22 protein-coding genes and 1 riboswitch are annotated in these 25,635 nt (G+C 34.7%); of the genes, 4 read left to right on the top strand and 18 right to left on the bottom strand.

All coding sequences use genetic code 11. The features are described from left to right. Positions 1-132 precede the first annotated feature (132 nt). The 5 genes from JVU85_RS08260 to melB form a co-directional block, all read right to left on the bottom strand. Complete coding sequence (locus tag JVU85_RS08260) at positions 133-309, bottom strand: hypothetical protein (protein ID WP_021459462.1); 177 nt, start codon at positions 307-309, stop codon at positions 133-135. A gap of 264 nt (positions 310-573) precedes the next feature. Continuing rightward, entirely contained in the window at positions 574-2,094 is a 1,521-nt protein-coding gene (locus JVU85_RS08255) for a hypothetical protein (protein ID WP_107376583.1), read from the bottom strand. Continuing rightward, on the bottom strand, positions 2,075-3,046 hold the full coding sequence (locus JVU85_RS08250) for a glycosyltransferase family 2 protein (protein ID WP_021459464.1): 972 nt from the start codon (positions 3,044-3,046) through the stop codon (positions 2,075-2,077). Before JVU85_RS08250 ends, JVU85_RS08255 begins: the two co-directional genes overlap by 20 nt. A gap of 144 nt (positions 3,047-3,190) precedes the next feature. Further along, the gene (locus JVU85_RS08245; protein ID WP_021459465.1) at positions 3,191-6,187 is read right to left on the bottom strand and encodes a glycoside hydrolase family 2 TIM barrel-domain containing protein; all 2,997 of its coding nucleotides are present in this window, start codon (positions 6,185-6,187) and stop codon (positions 3,191-3,193) included. After that, on the bottom strand, positions 6,184-7,596 hold the full coding sequence (gene melB / locus JVU85_RS08240) for a melibiose:sodium transporter MelB (protein ID WP_204172344.1): 1,413 nt from the start codon (positions 7,594-7,596) through the stop codon (positions 6,184-6,186). Before melB ends, JVU85_RS08245 begins: the two co-directional genes overlap by 4 nt. 179 nt (positions 7,597-7,775) lie before the next feature. Here melB and JVU85_RS08235 point away from each other — a divergent pair, with 179 nt between their 5' ends. Further along, entirely contained in the window at positions 7,776-8,600 is an 825-nt protein-coding gene (locus tag JVU85_RS08235; RefSeq protein WP_204172343.1) for an AraC family transcriptional regulator, read from the top strand. A 320-nt stretch (positions 8,601-8,920) separates the two neighbouring features. Here JVU85_RS08235 and JVU85_RS08230 read toward each other — a convergent pair whose 3' ends face one another. Continuing rightward, the gene (locus tag JVU85_RS08230; RefSeq protein ID WP_142019269.1) at positions 8,921-9,877 is read right to left on the bottom strand and encodes a mechanosensitive ion channel; all 957 of its coding nucleotides are present in this window, start codon (positions 9,875-9,877) and stop codon (positions 8,921-8,923) included. 284 nt (positions 9,878-10,161) lie between these two features. On the opposite strand from JVU85_RS08230, the gene JVU85_RS08225 reads away from it, so the two are divergent. Continuing rightward, the gene (locus tag JVU85_RS08225; protein WP_103388261.1) at positions 10,162-10,830 is read left to right on the top strand and encodes an RluA family pseudouridine synthase; all 669 of its coding nucleotides are present in this window, start codon (positions 10,162-10,164) and stop codon (positions 10,828-10,830) included. Between the two features lie 168 nt (positions 10,831-10,998). Here the strand turns inward: JVU85_RS08225 and JVU85_RS08220 are convergent, their stop codons facing one another. From JVU85_RS08220 to JVU85_RS08210, 3 genes are all read right to left on the bottom strand, one after another. Further along, positions 10,999-11,754: a sulfite exporter TauE/SafE family protein gene (locus JVU85_RS08220; protein ID WP_204172342.1), complete on the bottom strand. Its 756-nt coding sequence runs from the start codon at positions 11,752-11,754 to the stop codon at positions 10,999-11,001. Positions 11,755-12,128: 374 nt separating this feature from the next. Further along, the gene (locus tag JVU85_RS08215; RefSeq protein ID WP_172606409.1) at positions 12,129-12,290 is read right to left on the bottom strand and encodes a hypothetical protein; all 162 of its coding nucleotides are present in this window, start codon (positions 12,288-12,290) and stop codon (positions 12,129-12,131) included. Positions 12,291-12,359: 69 nt separating this feature from the next. Next, a riboswitch (SAM riboswitch) is annotated at positions 12,360-12,465 on the bottom strand. Between the two features lie 83 nt (positions 12,466-12,548). Next, complete coding sequence (locus tag JVU85_RS08210; protein ID WP_107373712.1) at positions 12,549-13,556, bottom strand: PTS sugar transporter subunit IIC; 1,008 nt, start codon at positions 13,554-13,556, stop codon at positions 12,549-12,551. A gap of 239 nt (positions 13,557-13,795) precedes the next feature. Between JVU85_RS08210 and JVU85_RS08205 the strand changes: the two genes are divergently transcribed. Beyond that, entirely contained in the window at positions 13,796-14,185 is a 390-nt protein-coding gene (locus tag JVU85_RS08205; RefSeq protein WP_002510697.1) for a YbaN family protein, read from the top strand. A 35-nt stretch (positions 14,186-14,220) separates the two neighbouring features. On the opposite strand, the gene JVU85_RS08200 is transcribed toward JVU85_RS08205, so the two are convergent. Next, entirely contained in the window at positions 14,221-14,691 is a 471-nt protein-coding gene (locus JVU85_RS08200; protein ID WP_002510698.1) for a peptide-methionine (S)-S-oxide reductase, read from the bottom strand. A gap of 268 nt (positions 14,692-14,959) precedes the next feature. Between JVU85_RS08200 and JVU85_RS08195 the strand changes: the two genes are divergently transcribed. Then, a complete protein-coding gene (locus JVU85_RS08195; protein WP_021459472.1) occupies positions 14,960-16,177 on the top strand; it encodes a pyridoxal-phosphate-dependent aminotransferase family protein in 1,218 nt (405 codons plus the stop codon). Positions 16,178-16,514: 337 nt separating this feature from the next. Here the strand turns inward: JVU85_RS08195 and JVU85_RS08190 are convergent, their stop codons facing one another. The 8 genes from JVU85_RS08190 to allE all read right to left on the bottom strand — a co-directional run bounded on the left by JVU85_RS08190 (position 16,515) and on the right by allE (position 25,614). Further along, positions 16,515-17,726 (bottom strand): CynX/NimT family MFS transporter, encoded by a 1,212-nt coding sequence (locus JVU85_RS08190; RefSeq protein ID WP_204172341.1) that lies wholly within the window; start codon positions 17,724-17,726, stop codon positions 16,515-16,517. 113 nt (positions 17,727-17,839) lie between these two features. Next, positions 17,840-18,790, bottom strand: coding sequence for a carbamate kinase (gene arcC / locus JVU85_RS08185; protein WP_204172340.1), 951 nt, complete (start codon positions 18,788-18,790; stop codon positions 17,840-17,842). Next, positions 18,783-19,574, bottom strand: coding sequence for an oxamate carbamoyltransferase subunit AllH family protein (locus tag JVU85_RS14105; RefSeq protein ID WP_021459474.1), 792 nt, complete (start codon positions 19,572-19,574; stop codon positions 18,783-18,785). Before JVU85_RS14105 ends, arcC begins: the two co-directional genes overlap by 8 nt. Further along, a complete protein-coding gene (locus JVU85_RS08175) occupies positions 19,571-20,836 on the bottom strand; it encodes a YlbE family protein (RefSeq protein WP_021459475.1) in 1,266 nt (421 codons plus the stop codon). Before JVU85_RS08175 ends, JVU85_RS14105 begins: the two co-directional genes overlap by 4 nt. 1 nt (position 20,837) lies before the next feature. Then, complete coding sequence (fdrA, locus tag JVU85_RS08170) at positions 20,838-22,598, bottom strand: acyl-CoA synthetase FdrA (protein ID WP_002510704.1); 1,761 nt, start codon at positions 22,596-22,598, stop codon at positions 20,838-20,840. Positions 22,599-22,613: 15 nt separating this feature from the next. Further along, positions 22,614-23,663, bottom strand: a complete 1,050-nt coding sequence (allD, locus tag JVU85_RS08165) for an ureidoglycolate dehydrogenase (protein ID WP_021459477.1) — start codon at positions 23,661-23,663, stop codon at positions 22,614-22,616. Between the two features lie 115 nt (positions 23,664-23,778). Then, a complete protein-coding gene (gene allD, locus JVU85_RS08160) occupies positions 23,779-24,810 on the bottom strand; it encodes an ureidoglycolate dehydrogenase (protein WP_151508224.1) in 1,032 nt (343 codons plus the stop codon). A gap of 15 nt (positions 24,811-24,825) precedes the next feature. Further along, on the bottom strand, positions 24,826-25,614 hold the full coding sequence (gene allE / locus JVU85_RS08155) for a (S)-ureidoglycine aminohydrolase (RefSeq protein ID WP_107373706.1): 789 nt from the start codon (positions 25,612-25,614) through the stop codon (positions 24,826-24,828). Between the last annotated feature and the right edge of the window lie 21 nt (positions 25,615-25,635).

Here is a 25,635-nt window from a genome sequence, read left to right as displayed (position 1 = left end):
ACTAGGATACTTATCCCCTAGAAATGATTGGGAATTAGCAGCCTAGAACATAGTGTTTTTATTAAGTTCTCATTATATGTGTTCAGCGACCCAACTGGGTCGTGTTTCTGTTATATGGTACATACATATTATTTAATGCTCATCTTTATCGTCGTCTTGCAGCTCTGCTTTTTCTTGTTGTTCTTGCTCAAATTGTTCTTGTTGTTCTTGTTTTTCAGCATCTTGTTTTCTATGCTTTTTCTCTTCTAATACAGACATTACGATAAAACCGATAACTAACAGAGGCATTAAAATACCAATATACATCATAATTCTTCACCTCAATCAACACTTTGAAATGATACGACTCTATTAACGTAACAGTTCATTGTTAATAGATATGGATCCTTAAGTTAAATTTACATGTTCTCTGCTGAAATAACAATAAAAATACTACATTTCCTTATGGTAACTGCTTAATTGTCTAAATTTAGTAACAATCAAACTAGAATGTACTATTATCAATTCTAACAAAAAATACTTACTTCTTTATGCAAATGCCATTCAATAACTATTATACATTATTGATTGTTGCTATTGTTCAACATCTCTTTCTCGTGCTTGCACTTGCTGTTTTTTATAACCAAATGGAACATGTTTCACATGAGTATTTTCTGGTATGTCCCAATATAAATTAAAATACTTTTGATATTTACGACTTTTCGGTGTTGAATGTTGCATATAGTTTTCGAAAGGCAGCCTTTCCATAACATAGGAATGCTTTTTAGGGTGTGCTTTAATGTCATGTTTCAACTGAGCAACACGTTCACTATTATAATAATGAATATATCCAAAAACACTAACAAAGACGACACTTAAAATAACGGCCACTGCCATAACTAACGAACGAATAATATGCATTTTAATATGCAATTGCTTCACTAGTAATAATAGTATAACGACATAAATTCCATAAATTGTAAAAAAGTTCCTCGGACCTAAAGGTGACACAATTACTAATGGTAAAGATACTAAAGCCAGCGTCAGCATTAAAACATAAATAGTAAATTTCGTTTCTTGTGAGCTAATAGAATAGTGTATTGTGAGTCCTAATGAAACAACAAATATAAGACAAATCAATAAATTAACAATATTGACAATGTGTATCGTTTGGTAATTAAATAATTCAAATTGACGATAAATACAAAAATAGTAAAGTGGCAATATGGCTAACCCTATATAAAGTGACCACTGCTTAACAGTCTTTAACGATTGAAAAACTGCACTTTTATTTAATAATAAATACGCTAAGACAATTATAATAAGTATTATCACAATTTGATTAAAGAACATCCATTGGGTAAATACAGATGTCACTGTTTTATATATTGTTTCGACAAAACTTATTTCTTGGGGAATATTTTGGTAGTCGCTACCTTCAAAAAATATTTTGCGATAATTGGCATTGGAAAACATGATCAGCGTACCTATGCTTGACAATGCTAAACCAACTAACAATTTCACATTGAGCTTGTGATATAAAATAATATAAGTAACAACTGCTAAAGCTAAAAAAAGCATATGAAAAACTGTAATATTTTCCATAAATAATTGTCCAACCACACAACATGCATAAAATAACACATGATGTATTGGCGAGATTCGTTGCGACGAGAATAATAATGTTGTTACATACCAAATAATAAATAAGGCACATACCGTTGATGGGACATAATTATAAAATCCTGCAAACCAACCATACGTTTGTTTATAAATCGCACTTGGAATAATTAACATTAAAATAAAAGCTACTACATAATAAATCGAGGAAACTTGATGTCCAACAAAGCGTACCATGACCATCAAGAGACTTAAGCATATGATGACATATGTACTCCAGCGTACGATGTTATAACGCACCGCTATAATTTCAGTGATGTTGCCTAGATACCGACCATTTAAATTAGCAAATCTTTCTTCTAACATTTGCATACCATATTTGCTATACCATTCCCAATCATCATGAGTTAAAGGTAAAAAGAACGCCATAAGAATATAAAATATGGTAATCAGCGTTAATGTTATAACAGTACTATTATTCCTTAACACTTTCATTTTTCGCTACCTCGGCTTTTAATAAATTGGTTGTATTCACGATATATAGAGGCCTATGCTTGACCTCATAATAAATTCTACCAATATACTCTCCAATTATGCCAATAGAAACCAGTTGAATACTTCCTAAAAAAGTAATCGCAAAAATTGTCGTAAAATAACCGGGCGTCTGTATACCATACAAGACAGCATCCCCTAAACTTACAATAATATATATAAAACTGAATATTAAAATCAATGTTCCTATATAAATCAACGAACGTAATGGTTTATTATTAAATGATAATAATCCATCTATAGCATAATTGAACAATTGCTTAAATGACCATTTAGATACACCGTTAACTCTAATTTTGTTTTGATAATGTATAACTTTAGGTGCAAAACCAATCCATGCAAAAATACCTTTAGAAAAACGATTATATTCGCTTAATGATAGCACTGCGTGAACAGCTTTTTGACTTAGTAGTCTAAAATCACCCACACCATCCATTAAAGAAACATCTATAAGTCTATTAATTGTTCCATAATATAACTTAGTCAGTCTTTTTCTCCATTGCTGTTCCCCAGTTCTGTCACGGCAAGCCACAACTTGATGATAACCTTGTGTAAAAGCTTTAATCATTTTAGGAATGAGTTCTGGTGGGTGTTGTAAATCACTATCAATAATCACCACTGCGTCTACTGTGTCACTCTCCTTAAGTCCTGCATACATTGCCGCTTCCTTACCAAAGTTACGTGAAAATGAGATATATTTAACTCTATGATTTATCGATGCATACTGTTTAATAATCGTTAAAGTGTCATCTGTGCTTCCATCATCTACAAACAAAATATCATACTGATACTGTTGTAATTGACTATCAACTGACAAAATGTCACTTAACTGGTCATACATATGATGCAATACTGGTGCTTCATTAAAACAAGGTACTAGTATTCTAACAAACAAATCTTACACCTCTTTATGCTTTCTTTATCGCCATAATTATATAGAATAGCCAACTAAAGGTACCTAGTTTATCAGTATGAAGTAAAAAATAACTTTAAATATGTAAAAAGATTACTGGTGCAAAAGCATCAGTAATCTTTTTCATCAGTATTCATTTAGTTGAAGATTAAATTCAAAGTGTATGTCATTGTCGTTAATACGATAACGTTCGGCTAGTTCTGGACCACAACTATTAGAGCCAATACCACTTTGATACTTATCTATGTGCACATACGTAATAGGTTCTTGCTCTAATCGGTCATTATGCGTAGCATGTGTCAATTGTGCAACAGCATAATGTGAAGCATTAAAACTCATTGGTTCTGCACTTGTAAAAGTAAAGCCATACTTATGATCAGACACTTGAAGATAAGTCGTATTATTATGACTACTGTTTTCCTGTGGCAAAATGTGTGGTTCAAAGTTGCGAGTAACCGTAGTATCAAAATAAGATAAGTACGTTGCTACCCCTTTATCTTGATAAGCGCCATAAGGTCCATTGCCATAATAGTTCAACGCTTCGAAGGTATCTTGTAATTTAAATACTAAACCAAAGCGTGGTAAAAACGGCATTCTTGGATTTTTGTTAACTTCAAGTTTTACATTTATGCTGCCATTGTTACGAATCGTCCAACTTACTTTACCAGTCATAATACGTGCTTTGGCATTACTCACTACTGCTAGATCAAATACTAATTCTACGTCTTTATTATTGAGATAGTGTGCACTGTAGTGGTTAACGTCTGTCAAAATATCATGGTATCCTGCATCTTCCCATAATTTTCTCACTTGAACATCATTATCTATCGGAGCTCGCCATAAACATAACTCACTTTCACCCACTAGTATATTTCTGTGGCCTTTTACAGCCTGTGTTAGCATACCTGTATTTTTATTAAAACTATACACTTTATCCTCTTGTTTAACTTCCAAGACATCTGCATCATCTACAATAATATAAGGTTGACTTGAAGTATCTTGGGCAACATTCAGTACATCTTGTCTGTGATATATCACTTGGTCGTGCCCTAATTTAGTTTGCGTATCTAATAATAAAGTATCATTGCTTAAATAATAATCCAGTCGTATATCACTGATTTGTTCAACATTAGTCAATTCCGTTACATCAACTGAATATAATGTATGTGGTGCGAAATCTTTAATATCAAGCTCAATCACTTCTTGGGTATTATCTAAAAACGTAATAACACATGCTACGTCAATATAATCAGCTACATTTATAAAATCTAATTGATTTCTTAACTGTAGTTCATAGCCATCATTCGAGATAAGTTTTATAGGGCGATTGACATGTTGAAATTCATAATAACTTTCATGCACTTCTCTATTTGGGAATACAATACCATCTACACAAAAGTTGCCATCATGTAAAGTTTCTCCAAAGTCGCCACCGTATCTAAAAATTGCTTGACCATCCTTCATACCGACATGTATACCGTGATCACTCCATTCCCAAACAAAACCACCAATAAAACTATCATATTGATCTATTAAGTCATGGTACTCTTGTAAATCTCCGGGTGAATTGCCCATAGCATGCGCATATTCACATAACACAAAAGGTTTATCTAACTGGTCATTCGTCAAATACCTATTTTCGATTTCACTAGGAGACGCATACATTCTACTAATCATATCGATATTTGATAAATCATTGTCCCTATTATCCTCTTGGTATAATGCACCTTCATAATGAATTGGACGTGTGCTATCTAATGCTTTGACTTCACTCGCAGCTTTTTCAATATTAATGCCGAATCCAGATTCATTTCCGAGTGACCAAGAAATGATACAACTATAATTTTGTAATGGTATTACAGAGGCTACCACGCGCTCAATAATTGGCTTTTCATATGCTTCATCATTGGCAATTAAATTATAATCATCATTATTTTCATCACCGTATAATCTTACAACACCATGAGTTTCTAAATCCGCTTCACTCATAACGTAAAAGCCATAATAATCCGCCAGTTCATAAAATAGCGGTGATTTCGGATAATGCGCTGTTCTGATAGCATTGAAATTGGCTGCTTTCATTAACTGCAAATCTTGTATAAATTGTTGTTTATCCATCACATATCCCGTCTGAGGATGACTGTCATGATAGTTAGCACCACGTAATTTTATTGACTGATGATTGACATAGAGTTGATTATTTTTAATTTCAACCTCACGGATACCAACCTTTTGAACAATTATTTCCTCAGGCGTTGTAATTCTTAGTTCATACAAATAAGGTTGTTCTGCCGACCATAGTAAAGGTTGTGTGACATTAAAACTTGTTGACGCATTAACTTCTGTTTCGGATAATAATTCTCCGTTAGGATGATATAACGCTACGTTAGCTTGTGATAACCCTTGATATGTTAGCTGTCCAATATTTATATATGCATTGGCAAGTGACGCGTCTACTGCTGTTTCTATTTTAAAATCAATGACACGTTGTGTTGCTCTTTCTAAAATATATACATCTCTAAAAATCCCCGAATGTCTAAACATATCTTGGTTTTCAAAATAAGTGCCATCTGACCACTTGAGTACGAGTACTTGTATTTTATTATCTTTTTCCACTAAGGCATCCGAAATATCAAATTCAGAAATGGCGTGGGATATCTGACTATAGCCAATAAATTGCTCATTAATCCATAAATAAAATGCGTTATCCACACCTTCAAAATTTAAATGATACTTTTTATCAGCATTATAATTTGCTATAGTAAAATGCTTAGAATAGAAACCACATGGGTTCTTTTTCGGTACTTTCGGTGGATTGAATGGTATAGGATATTGTGTATTTAAGTATTGTAGCGTATCGTAGCCATGTAAATTCCACACAGATGGTACAGGAATGACATTGGTATGCTGCAATTGATGCTTAGCTGCAGCTTCAAATGTTTGTAATGAATCAAAGAATTCAAAATTCCAGTCTCCATTTAAGTTAGTAACACTATCTCTTTCTAATCTCTGTGTGTCTTCACTTATATTTTCTGCATGCTTAAACGGTATATAATAAGCTCTTCTCGGCATTAAGTTAACGTTTTGTACTGCCATATTTTCATGATAATGTTCTATAATCATTTTGTCCCCTCACCTTCATTGTTATTTAACCTTTGTTGTAATGATCTTTGTCGTTTTAATTGCAATGTGTGTTGAATATCGTATAAAAAATCACCTTTCAACTTGAATGCTTTGTGATATAGGAAGGCACTTATAATAATGAATATTACAGGTGCAATAATAATCATAATTCGAATACCATTCACCGTACCTTCTGTTTGCGCAACATTAGGTGTAAAACCTAAAACTGATAACCCAACACCAACGATTAAAGAAGCTAACGCTTGTGCTGTTTTAGTTAAAAATGTATTTGTGGAACTAATAACACTTTCATTTCGTTGTCCAAATTTCACTTCACCATAATCAATAACATCAGCTAACGCTACTGTTGAGATACCAATAATAAAACCTGAACCTATTCTCAACATACCGCCACCTATAATAATCCATATTGCTTGTTTCGGATCAAGATATCCAAAGAGTAGAATAATTAATAACCCACTGACAATAAGTCCAATGGCTATACTAAATACCTTACTTCTGTTTAACAAACTGATGGCATATGGTAATAACAATAATCCACCCATTTCAGCTAAAATCATTGAATTGAAAATTGAAAATAAATGTTCAGCATCTACGACATATTTAAAGTAATAAATAATCGTCCCATTAAGTGTCTGTATACATAGATTAAATGTTAATAAGACTCCCATAATTGCTAATAATTCTTTGTTTGTAAATATAATACGCTTCAAATCTTTAAAGCCAACTTTAATACTATTTTGTTTTTCCATTTCTTTATCTTCTGGAACAAAAAAGACTGTTACAGCGATAGTTATAATAAAAGTAATACTACATAAAATAGCAAACACAAATATACCAACGGAGTCACTACCATTTCCTAGACCGTCTCCTAATTTATGAATAAACATTAAGCCAAAAGTTCCAACTACAAATGCTGCAAGACTAGCAAAAAATCTAGGAATGACTGAAACCACTTCACGCTCTCTAGGGTTATTTGTTAGATTGGGTAACCATGACCAATATGGGATATCCATCATTGTATAGCTCATCCCCCAAGCAATGTAGATTACAGATATGTAAATATGCATTGCGAGCGTTGGCAAATCAAAGTTAGTGAATAATAAAATAGTAATTATCGCATTGATAAATGTGCCTATGGCTAACCATGTTTTAAATTTCCCAAATTCATTTTTCGTATTATCTACGATGATGCCCATAACCGGATCATTTAGTGCATCCCAGATTCGAGCAACAAATAACAACACCCCTATAAAAGCTGGCGATAATCCTAATATATCTGTGCTGTAGAACATAAAATAAATACTTACTATATTAAATATTGCATCTTTGCCGACAGCACCAAAACCAAATGAAAATTTTTGAAAACCTGTTAATTGTCTTTCCATTTGTGGTAGACCTCCTTCTAAATTAAGCGCTTTCATTGTATGTATTAATACAATATCAATCTTAATAAAAGCAGAAAATAGACAAATGATGCTATTATATGGATAAATGTTTCCAAAGTTAATTAAAAATGTATTTTAAAAAACAGTTCGAAGTATTAACTAGATGCTGGAGGTAACAAATGCAACTTCTATGGAAAAAATTTAAAAAGATACATATTGACGCTAACGTTAGTGAGTGTGGCATTGAAGAAGGTGTGCCAAATACTAAATATCAATACCAAGTACATCAAGATGCTGTGGTGCATATTATTACAGAAGGTAGTGGTTATTTTTCATGTGGCGGTAAAACATATGAATTGCATAAAGGAGATTTATTTTTACTCTTAAACGGCGAAGAGGTATCATACTATCCTTCATACAAAAATCCTTGGACGTACTATTGGGTTGGCATGAGTGGTAAACAAATATTAGATTACTTAAATCGTAGTTTATTATTTGATCAAAAAGTCATTACTAACTCTGATACGCAAGCAGTAGAGGCTATTATACGTAAATCTTGTGAGCTCTCAAGTAGCATCGAAAGCAATAATTCGAATGATATTTTATTATTACAATATTTATATAAGCTCGTATATCAATTACAAGCACAGTTCCCTAAAAGCTATACAACTTCAGTAAATATTATTAATCAAGATATGCAAAAAGCGATTCAATATATAAATAATAACTATTATAAAAACATTCAAATTACTGATGTAGCACAGTACGCCAATCTCACTCGCAGTTACTTATATAAATTATTTAAAAAGAACTTGGATGTTTCACCCAAATCATATTTAACATATATTCGAATGTATCATGCAAGCGAACTATTAAAACAAACGAACCTACCAATTAAACAAATTGCAGAAAATGTAGGTTACCAAGACCCCTTACTTTTTTCTAAAAACTTCAAGCAACACTTTGAAATGACTGCTACAAATTATAGAAATTATAACGGTTAAAATATCAAAAAGTGAATGTTCAGTTACTCAATAAGAGAGATATTATGCATTTTGAAGCACCAGACATATATTATAGTCTATAGCCTCTTGGTTTATTGTCCGTAAACAGACCTTAAATATTAGTTATCCTAAGCACTTTTCTATATATTGGCAGGGCTTTGTGCCAACTCCTGCGGGACAAGCACAAGCCGAAGACTATAAGTTGAGGCGGTACCCGCTGAAAGCGTGGACAAAAAAACTGCCAACAAAGTCAGTAACCTTGTCGACAGTTTGAAGCTACCATCCACAACTAAATTAGGATGGTAGCTCATGATCTTTATTTATTTGTCTGAATCTTGTTGGTCATTTTTACCTTCGATTTTCTCTGAGAATTTATTTAATTGTTTCTCAGCAAATGATTTACCACCGATACCAAATGCAATCGCAAATGCTACCGAAACTGCACCCAAGATTAATAAGAATGCTACATTTACTATACTTTGCGCAAAGTTTAACTGGTCTAATGTCATAAAGACAGATACGATAATCACTAAATATTTAACAATTTCAGCTAACATCGCATTGCCTGTAGACTTGTTAATAAGTTTAGCTAATAAATTACCGCCAATAAATCCTAATGCTAAAATAATTGCTCCGGAAATAACTAAAGGTAAGTAACCTATAATAGCTTCACCAATTTGGTTTAGCACTGATAAATTAACCGTGTTCAATGCTTGAACCGTAAAGAATATGCCGATTAGTGTTGTAATAACCCAACCTACTGCTACTGGAATATCAATACTTTCTTTATTATCGCCAAAATTAACATATTTGTTAAAGCGACTAACATTGAATCCGCTAAGTATATTTTTCACTAAAGTGCCCAACACTTTGGCAATAAAAATACCTAATACTAAAATAATTACAGCAACGATAATTTTAGGTGCAAATTCAAAAATACTAGTCATCATACCCTTGATTGGGTTTGATACAGACTTCATATTTAATTGATCAAATACAGATGGTAAAAAGAGTAAAAATACTAAGAAATATGCTAATTTACCAAATGTTTGAATAATCCCTTCGGACTCAGATTTACCACTATCGGCATCTACCAGTCCTTTCTTTTGTAACCAAGCTTCAAAACCTAAGGCACCTAAAGCTTTAACAATTACTTTCTTCACAATTACTGCAATAATCCATGCAATAAGTAATAAGATAATGGCACCTATCAGGTTTGGTAAAAATGCTATGATGCTATCTAAAGCACCCATTAAAGAATCTATTATTTTACTCATGAGAATTACCTCCTTTTTAAGACAAGATACCCTAGCAAGAAATAATTAATCATACAATTATAAAGTTTTTTACCCTTATTTCATTAATTATATAAAAATAATGGATTATGTTTATATTTTAAAACTTATATCGTTTATTTATATAAATGGATATTGAAGTTTAATAACTTGTTTGCTATCATCATATATTAATGCAATTTTAAATAAAACCTACTTTGTTTTTATAAAAAAATTAAAATAAAACAGTATTTTTATATAGAGCGTATGTCACAAGGAGGTATAACATGGATATTGATGTGCTTTATGAGGACAATCATTTATTAATGGTAGAAAAACCAATCAATGTGCCTGTACAAGCTGATAATTCGAGAGATGAAGACTTATTAACTATATTAAAAAAGTACATTAAAAATAAATATAATAAACCAGGCGCCGTATATCTTGGATTAGTCCATCGTTTAGACCGCCCAGTAGGTGGCGCTATGGTATTCGCTAAGACCTCAAAAGCCGCTTCAAGATTAGCAAATGAACTAAGAAAACAAAAAATTTACAGAACTTATTTAGCGATTATACACGGTCAACCATTACAACAAACTGGCAAATTAACGGATTACTTATGGAAAGATCGTACTAAAAACATCGTCTATGTAAGTACACCGAAAAATAAACAGGCGAAACAGGCAATACTCGATTATCAATTGTTACGCACAGTCAACAATAAAAGCCTAGTAAAAGTAAAATTACATACGGGTCGATCCCACCAAATAAGAGTACAATTTGCGAACCAAGGGTTACCTTTATACGGTGACCAAAAGTATGGTCAACACGTCAATAAACACGGTCAACAAATTGCGTTATGGGCATCCGAACTTAGTGTTAAACACCCTACCAAAGATGAAATTATCACAGTAAACTCACGACCTTCCGGAAGATTGTGGGAACAGTTATTATAAAAGCGTATGTACAACAGTAAATGTTTGTACATACGCTTTTCAGATTGTAGACAGCCGTTAGCCTTCGTCAAGAGTATAACGGCAAGTCAATAACCGTATTTGTGGTGTGCTTTAGCCGTTTCTCAACTGTACTTGACTGTTAGAGATACGCTTCAAAGAACCTTTGACCTATAAATTCATTAAAATTTGGATAATCGCAATAACTATAAATACAATAATTATTAAACTTTGGATCTTACTTGGTGTTTTTTGGCCGACTTTCATACCAACTTGAGCGAAAATGATACTTCCGATAATTAAACCAAGTGCTTCCTCAAAAGGGATAAATTCTTGAAATAATTTAACCCCAAAGGCTCCGATTGAAGAAATAAAGGCAATAACTATACTATTAGCAACAACTTGTTTCATTGGCAGTTTAAAAATAACAAGTAATACTGGAATAATAATAAATGCGCCACCTGCACCAACAATACCTGAAATAAGTCCGATTACTCCACCTAAAAACATTAATAGTAATTGGTTATAAGACTTATGATATCGATTATGTTTAGGTTCTATAAACATTAAACATAACGCTAGCAAAGCTATAATAATGTAAACGATATTCACAAAATTTTCGTTTAATAAATTGGCACAAATCGCTCCAACGGTACTTCCAATAATCATACCCACACCCATCTGTAACACTAAAGAAGGTGTGAAATCGGGTCGTGTCGCTGCTTTAATACTGCCACTAAGTGTGCTAAAAAACACTTGGACAGCTGTTAAACCTGATGCTACATAAGCACTGTATTCAGGTAAGCCTAATAATGGTGGAATAAATAACAAAATAGGATAAATAATAATAGCGCCACCTATGCCCACTAAACCAGAAATAAATCCACCAAACGCACCTATAAACAACATCACAAGTATAATGGTCATTTATTGTTCACCAAAGATTGAATTGAGCTTTCCGATATACGTAAATGGGTCACAGTAATTTTATTATTTAATTGTTGATCACACTTCATTACTGTTCTCCTTTCTATATTGTTTCTAACATTACTTTAATTATATTAAATTGCCGGCACTTCATCAAATGCACACAGATTATTTTCAAATACTTTCGTGACACACAATAAAAGGGAGTGGGACAGAAATCTGATTTTGAAAAAATTGATTTCGTCGTCCCACCCCGGCAAGGATGACTAGCGTTGAAAAAATCTTGGTTTGAAGCGCATTTTCAATGCAGTCAGCTACTGCCCATATGACAAGAGACTAGGACGAATCAATCTTCTCCCAGCCTCTTATCTTTATTAGCTTTCATCATTCATATTGAATTTAGCATAAATATGTGCACTAATTTTATTTTCGTATTGTCTAATTTTATTAACTCGTAAAATACTGCTTGCTGTATTCACCGGTTTATAAGACTTCCAGTAATTTAATTGCTGAAATAGCTCGTTCAATGTAGACATGTTATTACCACCTAATTATAAATTAATAAAAATAGCTCTTCTATTAATAAGAAGAGCTTTCCACACATCTTCTTATCATTCAGGTTACTACCTGTTGGATTTGGCACATCGCATCAAATAATGCTGTTGCCGGAGTATCATAGGGCCAATTCCCTTCACTCACTCTCAATAAGACGAACTATATTTATTTATATTTAGCTTACATGAAATTTTATCTTTATGTAAGTTATTTGCTTGTATAACGCATTTTTCTATGCTTTACTCTACAGTTTGTAATCGGTGGTCTCCGTCTTTTATCCAATTTCGGCGCACACAAATAGAATAAATTGTATAGCTCACGATGATTGGTAAAACAATGTGAAATGCTAGAATTAATACCCATGTATTTAGTGAAGAACCCATCGTATGTATCGTCATAATTTGTCCTATTAAACCACTTGTCCCCATACCTGCACCTGCTGCATTATTTGTCATTGGAAACCATAAGGTCATGAGTGGAGCCACGATAGCACTCGCTAATGTTGGTGGTAATAAAATCATTGGATTTTTAATAATATTTGGTACTTGTAGCATACTCGTACCTATGCCAACAGAGATAAGTCCACTCCAGCGATTATCTTTAAATCCATTAACAGCAAAACCTACCATTTGTGCAGAACAACCAATCGTCGCTGCGCCCGCTGCCAATCCGCTCAAATCAAGCATTAATGCTAAAGCCGCACTAGAAATTGGAGCAGTTAACGTCAAACCAAATATTACAGCTACAATAATTCCCATCACTAAAGGTTGCTGACCTGTAGCAATATTTATAACTTTGCCTAATGATGTCATAAATTCATTTAAAGCTGATCCTAAAAATTTAGCTACCGCTCCTCCTATAATGAGTGTTAATAATGGAGTAATGATAATGTCAATTTTTGTTTTACTAGCATAAAAACGACTTATTTCTACTACTACCAACGTAGCAATATACGCTCCTACTGGGCCACCGCCAAATGTATCATATCCTAATGTACCTACGATGACACAAGAAAATATTACTAGTGGCTTAGATTTCAATCCATATGCGATGGCTGCACCAATAGCGCCCCCCGTCATACTCATTGCTACATCACCAATTTGTGCTAAAAAGCTCAAATCTACTTGTGGCCATACTGTCTGCTTACCAATTGTATTTAATAGTAAGCCAATGATGAGTGAGCCGAACAACCCGAGTGTCATATAGCTCAATGCTTCAATAAACCATCTATTTAAATATGCTTTCATTTATAATCCCTCTTTATTTATCTTAGACTGTATCTACGATTATAGCCCAAATCATCAATCAAAAGTGTGTTTTTAATGAAACGTAATTAAATCATAATATGTATAACTTTCGTAGGAAGTGACCTCTAATATTTCAACGAATTTTTGACAGAAACGTGGAAACATTGACATGTTGCTAACTCTTCAATAAACTTAAATAAGTGAGAATCACTATCATTAAAATTAGGGGTAAAATATTTATGAAGTTGTTAAAACCACTATTATTAGTCCTTGGTATTTTGTGCACAATTTTAGGCTTTTTAGGTTCTATATTACCCTTATTACCTACCACTCCGTTTATTTTATTGGCTGTACTATGCTTTGCCAAAAGTTCAGATAAATTCCATAATTGGCTCGTAGCTACAAAAGTTTATAAAAATTATATACAGAGCTTCAAAGAGAATAAAGGTTATACGATGAAACAAAAATTGAAAATGCTCATAAGTGTCTATATTGTTGTTGGATTTTCTATTTTTGTCATAGACATTACACCGATTCGTGTCGGTTTAGCATTTATGTTACTGTGCCAAACGGTAGTCTTATTTGCATTTATTAAAACACTCCCTAAAGAGTATAATACTGATGACTAAACACAACAGTGTGCTTATTATGACCACCGTTGTGTTTATTTATATTTCAACATTAATGTCTGAGGTATATGACAATAATCATTAGGATATTTGGCCAAATGATGTTGATGTATTTCAGCACTTTTTACATAATTACTGAGTAATTGTACTTCCACTGCAATCTCCGCATAATCTGCTCTATTAGTGAGCCACTCAGTAGCACTTTGTAAATGGGTACTATCTTCACTATAGATACCTGTACGATATTTTTCACCTATATCATCACCTTGTTGGTTTACACTATAAGGATCGATAATTTCAAATAATTGTGAAAGTAAAGTTTCGACTGATGTTTTTGTCGGATCAAATGTTGTTTTTACACATTCGACGTAGCCATCATATGGGCTGTCTAACGTTTGTGTAGTGCCATTTGCGCGGCCCGCTTCCGTCTCAACGACTCCTGGTAATGTTTGTACAAAAGCTTGTACACCCCATAAACAACCACCCGCTAAATAAACAACTTCCAAATTGCCGTCCTCCTCTTAAGTTACTATGGTATATCTCCAAACGTTAAATGTTTGTTGTAAACTGTACTCAACTATTTCAACTTATTGTAAACTGAAATACATGAAAATCAAAATTATAGATGCTAGAGTAATAATTGTTGATAATGACGAATTTTTGTAATATTCTCACAAATTAGCATAAAAATTTCATCACATTAAACGAATAAAACTCCAAATCTATTCGTTATAATATATGATGACACAATTTAAAGAAAATGAGGTTTTAAACATGGATGATTTAAAAATCAACAAGAGATTAATTATGACTCCTGGACCTGTAAGCGTTGACCCAAGAGTGTCTCAAGCAATGTCTAATTCTATATTAGGACAATTTGATTATGAATTCGTAGAAATTATGAATGAAACGATGGAGCTCATCCGTCAGTCATTTTTAACAACAAATCAATGGTCATTTCCAATTGATGGCACGAGTCGTTCAGGCTTAGAAGCTGTTATTTCAAGCATCGTGAAACCAGGCGATGAAGTACTTGTTCCAATCATCGGCCGTTTTGGCTATTTGTTTACAGAGTTAGTTACCCGTGCTGGCGGTATTGTACATAATATTCACAAGCCAATGGGTGAAGTATTCGCTCAAGAAGAGATTATTGCAGCACTTGATAAGTATCAACCGAGTGTGTTGGCAATCGTTCACGGCGAAACATCTACAGGTCGCTTACAGCCAATCGACAAAATTGGTCAAGCGTGTAAAGAACGTGGAATCTTCTCTGTCGTTGATGCTGTAGCTACCTATCAAGGTGCAGTCATTCCTGTTGATAAATGGCAGCTTGATGCTGTAGTTGGTGGTGCTCAAAAATGTTTATCTATACCTTCAGGCATCACACCTATCACTTTTAATGAACGTTTTAGTGAAGAAATTAATAAGCGTAAACGTGTTGAATTAGGTATTCGCTCTGGTGAAACTACCGAACAAGATCATTTTATACGTAGCAACTACTTAGATTTAACACAATTACAAGACTATTGGAGCCCTAAACGTTTAAATCATCACACAGAAGCTACCACAGCTATTTATGGTTTGAATGTTGGATTAAAATTAGCATTAAAAGAAGGTGTTAAAGCACGTGCACAACGTCATGAATACCACCACCGTGGCTTAAAAGCTGCTTTAGAAGCATTAGGCTTAGAAATATTTGGCGATAGTGACAACGAAATGAAAATGGTCATTTGCGTCAATATTCCTGAAGGTATTGATGATGCTGCTTTTAGAGATGGTTTATTGCGTAATTATGGCATCGAAATTGCCGGCTCATTTGGTGACTTAACTGGTAAGATTTGGCGTATTGGCTTAATGGGTTATGCCGTAAACAAACAAAATATTTTAACATTCCTTTCTGTATTTTCACTGTATTTGAGTCAACAAGGCGTTACAGGAATTGACCCAACTAAAGCGATGGATACTTTAATAAACTACTACGACAATCATTAATTATTTAAACACACACTACATCAATAAAAGTTCAACTATAACTAATATCATTGCCCTCAGAACGTAGACACCCCTTCCTATTAATTTACGAAGGGGTTGTTTATTTTCTATATATAATTTTTGTCAGTAAGCGACCTTAAATATTAGTTCACCTTTCTATAGATTAGCAGTAATTTATGCCAACTCCTGCGGGAATAGCACTAGCCGAAGACTACAGGTTGAGCCAGTGCCCGCGGCAAGCGTGCATAAAAAAACTGCCCACAAAGTCAGAGACTTTGTCGACAGTCTGAGCTCAACCATAACTAAATGTATGGTTGAGTTTTTTCATTTCAACTCATTAATTATCTTCAACTACTCTATTTTTTGAGGCAGGGTAACCAAAGATAAAGAAACACAATGCCATTATTAATAAGGCGATAATGCCTGAATTCCAACCACCAGTAACGTCATGTAAATAACCTATAAAGAAAGGACCAATTGCCGCAATTAAATAACCGACAGACTGTCCAAATCCTGATAAGGCAATACTGCCATCACCTGTACGTGCTCTAATAGAGAAGAACGTCATACATAAACTGAAACAAGCACCCATTGCAAGACCTGCAATAATTATACCTATAACTAATAATACGAGCGACTGCGTAAAGAATAAGCTAAAGCCTATTAAGAATAACAACGTAATAATGACAACTAAAATACGTTGATCCTTTAACTTAGAGGCAATGATTGGGAACGTAAACGTCATAGGCACTTGTGAAAATTGATTGAGCATAAACAAGTAACCTGCTGTAGATGGATCAAGACCTTTATCAATTAAAATAGATGGTACCCACGCCACTACCGTATAAAAAACCATAGATTGAAAACCCATCGTTAAAGCAACCATCCACGCCAACTTAGAACGTGCAATATTGACTTTATGCGGTTTGCTTGTAGTAGTATGGTCTACAGTTGTGCGTTCCAACTTAGCACCATTTTTTGCTTTAGGTATCCATAAAATAATCGCAATAATCGCTAAGATTATCCAAAATGATAAAGATAATCTAAAGCCTAAAGGAGACATGTCTGATAATGGAACACTTAAACCACCACCTAATCCGGCAGTGAAATTCATCGTGCCACTATAAATACCTGTAGCTACTCCAATTTGTAATGGAAAATACCACTTCACATAGCTCGGTAATACTACATTACCAAAAGCAATAGCAATCCCTAATAATATTGTGCCAATAATAAAGATATTAATATCGCCTGCAACACGTAATATTAAGGCAATGATTAATAAAATCGTAGAGAACAATATTGTGCGAGACATCGTTAAACGTGCAGTTACTTTCGAAACCAGTGGTGATACAATAGCAAAAATAAGCAACGGGATGGTGGTTAAGACGCCAGCAACACTGTTATTGATGTCCAACACATGTTTTATTTCTCCAACAACTGGACCAACAGAAGTCAAAGGTGCACGCAATGTGGACGCAATAAAGATAATTGCTAAAATCACACCCCAATTTTCTTTTATTCTATGTACTTTATAGGGTTCACTCATCTTATACCACCTTTCTATAAAATATTACATTATTTTTTAACACTGCTAATAAAAGGCAACGAACCGAACAAACAAAAATGTTGATCGATTCGTAAGCTGCCTATATAAATAACTTAAACTGTTGCTTTTTCTAAGACAATACGTGTACCTGCTTTACCTTCTAAAGATTCAATAGCTTCGTCTAGTGAGCAAATGATTGCCTCTTTACCCATTTCAGCAAATTGAATCGCTGCTTCAATTTTTGGTAGCATACTACCTGCTGGGAATTGATCTTCACTTACGTATTGTTTCGCTTCAGTAACTGAAATAGTTTCTAATTTTTGTTCATTTTCTTTTCCGAAATTAATGTATACATTCGAAACATCCGTTAACATCATAAATGTATCAGCTTCGACTTGTTCAGCTAATTTCAAGCCAGAACGGTCTTTATCAATTACAGCTTCTACACCTTGGATGGTACCATTGTCATCGCGATAGACTGGAATTCCTCCACCGCCAGATGAAATAACAATTGCTTGGTCAATAAGGTTTTTAATTTGTCTTACGCCATGAATAACAAGTGGTTCTGGTGAAGGTACTACACGACGATAACCTCTACCAGCATCTTCTACCATGACAAAGCCTTTCTCATTTTCCAAACGTTTCGCTTCAATTTCATCGAAAAATACACCAATCGGTTTCGTTGGATTATCAAAAGCAGAATCATTTTTATCTACTTCTACCATTGTTAACAATGTTACTACATCGCTATCCATATCTAAATCATTTAAATGATTTTTTAGAGCTTCTTCCATCATGTAACCAATAAATCCTTGTGATTCTGCGTTACATGCATTGATCGGCAATGGATTTACAATATCTTTAGCTGCTTCATTTTGGGCAATAATATTACCTACTTGTGGTCCATTACCATGAGTGATCACTACATTGTGACCAATTTTTTTCATTTCTGCCATTTTACGTGTAGCAGAGAACACATTATTATATTGATTTTCGTATGAAGCTTCTTGTTTTGGTTGTAAAATTGCGTTACCACCTAAAGCAAGTACGACTCGCTTATCCATACGTTTCACTCCTTAAAGTTAATGATATATAAATGCCATACAAAGTGTCTTTACCAGAAGATGAACCAACTTCAAGCAGTTGGTTCAAACGGACGATAAATGGCTCATCTTGTAAAATTTTGACTTTCGAACTAAATAATCCATTGAGTGCACAGTGTAGAAATGTTTCCGAAACGCGTGTCGTTAGTGTTTCATCCAATAATTGCCTTAACGTTTCTAAATGAAGCGTTTCTATATACGGTTGGATGGAATGGATGAATAAAATGCCTGTTAAAATATCATCACCAGTAGGAGTTAGCCCTTGGCCTCTTCCAATAACATAGCGTAACATTTGTTCAACAGTCATTTTATCTGTTGTTGTTAAGGCGTTAATGAATCGACGCATCGTTGCAAAATCAAAATCCGAATCTTCATACTCCGAAAAATCGAAAGTAGTTATATTTTCTGTGAGGTCTTCTAAATATTGATTGTGGGGTGGGTGTTCACTTAATATCGTTTCGAGACGCCAAAAGAGTTGGTAGGCTGAATTGAATTCTAGCGTACTATAGCCTACCTTAATCTCTTGTCCTACAACAATTTGGGCGAGGAGTTCATTTCGCGTTTGGCTATCCACGACAATGCCAAACGGAAATGTTCCATTTTCTGTTGTCCCGATAAATATTAATTGATTGTTTTTAGTAATTATATTAAAACCCTTATTGAAAATACTATGCACTGTCCATGTATTACGTTGTACTAAATAATCATAAGCTACTCGTCCAATTGCTTGTGCGCGTAAAATCACACACTAAGTCCTAACTTTTGTGCATAGGCTGTGATTGCTTTTTCGAAACACTCAATTGGAGGATGTACTGTACCTGCTCCAATTTGACCGTAACCAGCAATTTTATGTGCAATACCTGTATTGATTACAGGAGTTATTCCAGTTTCAACAACTTTGCGTGCATCAATACCTAAACATGCACCTTTAAAGTTCCATGTTGGGATTGAGAAGTTAGGATTTTCACCGATACAAATTTCAGTCATTTCGTTACTAATACTTAATGCATCATCAAATCCACCAGTACCTACAAAGCGTGTTACTGCAGGTGCTGCAATCATAGCCATACCACCAACACCGATTGTTTCAGTAATTGCTGAATCTCCGATATCCGTATTAGCATCATCTGCAGAGTAACCTGTAAAGTATAATCCTTCTGGTGTATTAACAGGTGCAGTAAACCACTCATCACCCATACCTGCAATACGTACACCAAAGTTTTCCCCATTACGACACATAGCTGTTACTACAGTACCGTGTTGGATTTGTCTTGCTGCATCCATCATTGCTTTACCAGTTGCCATTGCAACATTTAAGAAGAATTGATCAGTATCAGCTAAGAATTGAATAACTTCGGTACGTTTTGCTGGTTCAACGTCTTCTAATTCTGAAATGATAGGTGCTAATTCTTTAAGGAACGCTAATGATGCAGCAATATTACGTTGATGGAATTCGTCTCCCATAGCAATTGCTTTGGCAATTAATACGTTAACGTTTAAACCACTTTCCATTTGTGCTAATGCTTTACTCAACACTGGACCTAAGACATCTTTCATCCAATGCAAACGATTAACTACTGTTTCGTTATAAGCACCGAAACGTAGCACAGCACCAATACCTTCATTCATTTGGCAATATGCTTCGTTGCCACTTTCTCTATTCTCTACTACTAGAACAGGCATATTAGCAGATGTAATACCACCCATTGGCCCTACTGCATTTACATGGTGACATGGGATAAAAGTAATATCGCCATTTTCCAATAATTTACGAGCTTCTTGTTCATTGCTTGCCCAGCCTTCAAATAGGATTGCACCTACACATGAGCCTTGCATTGGGTCTGTCATGTTCTCATATTGAATTGGCGGACCAGCATGTAATAGTACATGGTCAGTAAGTTCAGGAATTTTTGATTTTGCTGGTACCACATCTACTAAAAATGGCGCTGCAGCAATCATTTTGTCGATAACAGCCTGATTCGCTTCATCTATAGTTTTGTATCCCATGTTAAACTGTCTCCCCTTCATAGTTATTTAAAAACTGTAGTACTTTCATTAATTTTTCGTCTCCACCGGCAATTGGACGCCAGTTAAATTGCACTACTTCTGCGTCACTCGCTTGAATCGCTTCTGTGAAACTTTGTAATCCAATATTGATAACACTTGGTTTGGTATTAATTAAGTTCATAACTTTTTCATCCACAGTTAAGTCTACTGACTGTGCTTCAAATGAACGTAGTTCACGTTGTGGTTGTGCTACATCTTTACCGATTAAGTGTAATGCAGTACGCACCATTTCATCGTTTGTTGCACAAACAACAGCGCCTGCTTCTTTTAAGATATCAATTTGGTCTTGGTAACCTTGTTTATCATGCTCTGTACCAACAACTGTGGCTAAAATCGCAAGTGATCTTCCTGCTTCTTGAACTTTTGCAAGCACACTCTTGATTGTAGGTGCTAATTGACTAGCCATATCATCATGACTGCCATAACCTATTACATTATCCAACATAATTACTGCAGTTGCAGGATCGTCAGATGAAGTTTCTAACATTTCGATACGCTTAGAAGGATCAATCATAGGGTGTGGCTTACCTTGAGTGTACATGTCATCACCTAAGTCGATAATTTCATGATTACCACCTTTATAAGAATAACCTTCTGGTGTTTCACCTTCAGAAGCGTCTCCTAACGTATCTTTAACTAACATTGCTGCTTCAGATGCTAATGTTCCACCTGAATAGTAGCCTTTAATGCCATCTTGTTGTGCAGATAAAGTTAAAGAAATATTATCTAATACTGATGGTTTAAAGCTTGGTGTTTCATCGTTAGCTAATTGTACAGATACTTGTGCTGCTTCATCTAATGTATATGCGTGATAAATATTTTCTTCAGTATATGTTGGTTTAGCACCTAGGAATAATGTCACTACTGGTTTATCAATATTTCTTAAAACATTTAACACTTTTTCTTCCACTTCTTTAGCTGGTGGCTTAGAAATAACTGTAATAACTTTAACTTTAGGGTCATGATTTAATGCTTTAATACTATCTAGCATCGTAATAGCACCAACCTCAGTAGATAAGTCTCTACCTCCAGTACCTAGAGCGTTTGTAACACCTTTATCCATACGGTCGATAATTGTTGTTACTTCTTGAATACCTGTACCTGAAGCTCCTACAACACCAATATTGCCTTCATTCACAATGTTTGTGAATGCTAAAGGTATACCGTGAATAATACCTGTACCACAGTCTGGACCCATAACTACTAAACCTTTGTCATTCGCTAATTGTTTTAAACGAACTTCATCGTCTTTAGCTACATTGTCACTAAACATAAATACATTTAAATTATTGTTTAAAGCATTTTCCGCTTCCATTGCTGCGTATTGACCAGGTATAGATATCAATGCCAAGTTAGGGTTTTTCGCAACTTCTAAAGCACGTTTCCAGTTAGATACTTCGTCTTGCTTTTGACCACTATCTGCACTTTCTGCTTTACCTTTTAATTCAGCATCTACTTGTTCATTGACCTCATCAACTTTAGCCGCATCTTCAGTATCAACAACGATAATGATGTCGTTTGGTTTAGCTGCAGCCATTTCATCTGTACCTAAACCAGATGATTTGAAAATATCTTTATTTGCTGGTGTTCCCATCATAATAGATACTTGATTGATACCTTCAATTGAAGATAATTTGTTAGATAACAACATTAAAACAATTGAATCTTGGTACGTATTTTCTTTAATTATTGTGTGTAACATATAGTTCCTCCAATATTATTCTGCAAATCTATTTTTTCCATGATAACGATCGTAGTGTACATCCTCAGAAATCAGATAATCATAAATATCATCTACAATTTCGATGCCTTCTTTATCATACTTTTCACTACGTAAACGTCCGCGTTCTCCTGGGTAGAAAATTTCTCCGTAACCTTCTGCCGCTGGTTGTGCTTTAAGTTCATCTAGCATTGTAGTCATTTGTTTTTTGAATTGAGTCAAATCAGTGAAATATGCAGGATTGATTACTATGTGTAACTGACCTAAATCACGACCTTTAGTTAAATCTTTATACATAGAAGAAACGTGAACACCGTGTGGTACACCTAACAAACTACCTGATAAAATGTCTACCATCATCATTAAACCGTAACCTTTAGGACCAGCAACTGGTACTAATGCATGGACATCTCTTGAATCTGTTGTAGGCTCACCGTTTGCATTAACAGCCCATGTATCAGGAATCGCTAAATGTTTCGCACGAGCGTCTAACACTTTGCCCCATGCTTGCACTGTTGTTGCCATATCAAAAGTAACGATACGATCGTCATTTGTCGGTGCACTAAATGCAATTGGGTTAGTACCAAAGTATGGTTCAGTACCTCCAAATGGTACGACCATTGGGTCTGATTGACACATACTTAAACCAACCATATTTTCTGCGGCTGCCATTTCTACAAAATAGCCTAAAGCTCCACTATGTGAGATGTTTTTAACACCAACAACAGCAACACCATTTTCTTTAGCCATTGCAATTGCTTTTTCCATTGCTTGTTTTGCCGCTTGATGACCCGGGCCATTATCGCCTTCAAAAACGGCAGTAGATGGACCTGTTTGTTCAAAGTGGTAATTCGGATGTGCTGTAATACCACCTTTGGCGATACGTTCAGAGTAATATTCAACTCTCACAGCACCGTGTGAATGAATACCGCGATGATCAGCAAAAGTTAAAACATCTGACACATCTGCAGCAGCATCTTCATTTAAACCAGCTTTGACTAGTTTGTTTTTCATTAAATCAAATAATTGTTGTTTTGTTACACGCATATCCATTCCTCCTTAGTTGTACTCAATAAATGTTGCCAAATGCTAAATCATCAGAAGTGTTATGCATGGTACTAGATGCAATTTACATGTAGTTTCGAGTCTTTACTCTGCACTATTAATAAATATCATCTGACTGTAAATAGTCATATATACTTTGAGCAACTGGAATGCCACTCTCTTTATACTGTGCTTTCACTTCTTCTTGTATTTCACCTGGGTAGTATACTTGGTCAAAACCTTTAGCCGGTTTAATCGCATGTAATTCTTCTACCATTTCTGAAACTTGTTTTAAAAATTGGCCTTTATCACCAAAGAATGCCGGGTTGATAACGATATGGAATTGTCCTAATCTTCTATACTCAGATAAATCTTCATACATAGAAGTAACGTGCTTACCAAATGGTAAACCTAGAAGGCTGCCGGATAGAATATCAATCATCATCATTAATCCATAGCCTTTAGGTCCTGCCACTGGCAATAATGCACCAACTTCAAATGGATCCGTTGTAGGCTCTCCATTTTTGTCTACAGCCCAAGTGTCTGGGATTGATTTATTTTTAGAACGTGCGTCTAAGATTTTGCCCCACGCTTGCACTGTTGTTGCCATATCAAATAAGATAGGTTCACCATTTTCACGAGGTGCGGCAAATGCAATTGGGTTAGTACCAAAATACGGTTCTGTACCACCAAATGGTACGACCATTGGGTCTGATTGACATACAGTTAACGCGACCATACCACGTTTTGCTGCTTGTTCTGCAAAGTAACCAATGGCACCACTGTGGCCAATTTCTTTCACACCTACCATGCCAATACCACTGTCTTCAGCAAGGGTAATTGCTTTTTCCATCGCTTCATATGCTACATAATGACCGACAGTATTATCGCCAAAGTACGTACCTGTTGAAGGACCTGTTTGCTCGAAGTTAAATTGTGGATCAAGGTTCAGCCCTTTTTTAGCAATACGTTCAGCATAATATTGCGTGCGGACCGAACCGTGTGAATGAATACCACGCTCATCAGCAAAAATCATTAAGTCAGCAGTCTTATCAGCTAAATAATTAGGTAGACCCGCATTGACTAATTTGGTTTTAAATAACTCGCGTAGTTCATTACGTTCGACATATACTAATGCTTCTTCACTCATGCTTAACAACCTTCCTTAAATTTCGATATCTCTATTAGCATCTTTTGAGTAGATATACGCAAATGGTTCATCAAGACCTACAGCATAAGTTGCTTGTGGTGCATAAGCTCCCATAAAGATATAGTCGCCTTTATTTACTGGTTGCCATTCGTTATCTAAATTGTACATGCCACGACCGCTCAATACGTAAGCACCATGTTCTTGTACGTGAGTTTCAATATAGCCATGTGAAGCTCCTGGCTCAAATGTTAAAATATGAATGTTCATATCATATGCCAACTCTTTTGGTAATAAGTCTAAAATACGTACCTCTGCCATACCTTCATATGGTTCTTGTGTCATTTCATTCACGTTACCTGAAACAACTTCTGGTGTATAACCTTCAAGAGGTTGGTAACGTTTTTTGTATAAGAATACACGGCTATCTTCATTTTGGTTATTGTTTTCAAATGTCATTACTTGATGTGCTGGCACATATAAATAGCCACCTGCAGATAATTCGTATTTTGTATCATCTGCATACGCGTTAATATTTCCATATTCAACATAAATAAATGTTTGAACACCATCGCCACCAAATCCTTGAGTGTTACCACCTTGGTTTTTTAATGTAACGATGTAATCTACGAAACGTGCACCTAATCTAGGCGTACCTAAAATTGTTACATCACAGTCTTCAAAACCTGGAACAACATTATTAACTAAGCCATCTGGCGTAATAACAGCATAGTTGTCCTTTTTAATAACTGAACGTGTTTCTAATAATCCTTCTCTATATCCTTGATTATGATTTAAGTAACCCATAAATATAATGCTCCTTTATCT

The sequence above is a fragment of the Staphylococcus sp. GDY8P72P genome (assembly GCF_016890655.1).
Classification (GTDB): Bacteria; Bacillota; Bacilli; order Staphylococcales; family Staphylococcaceae; genus Staphylococcus; species Staphylococcus arlettae.
This window is presented reverse-complemented; position numbering and strand designations above follow the sequence as displayed.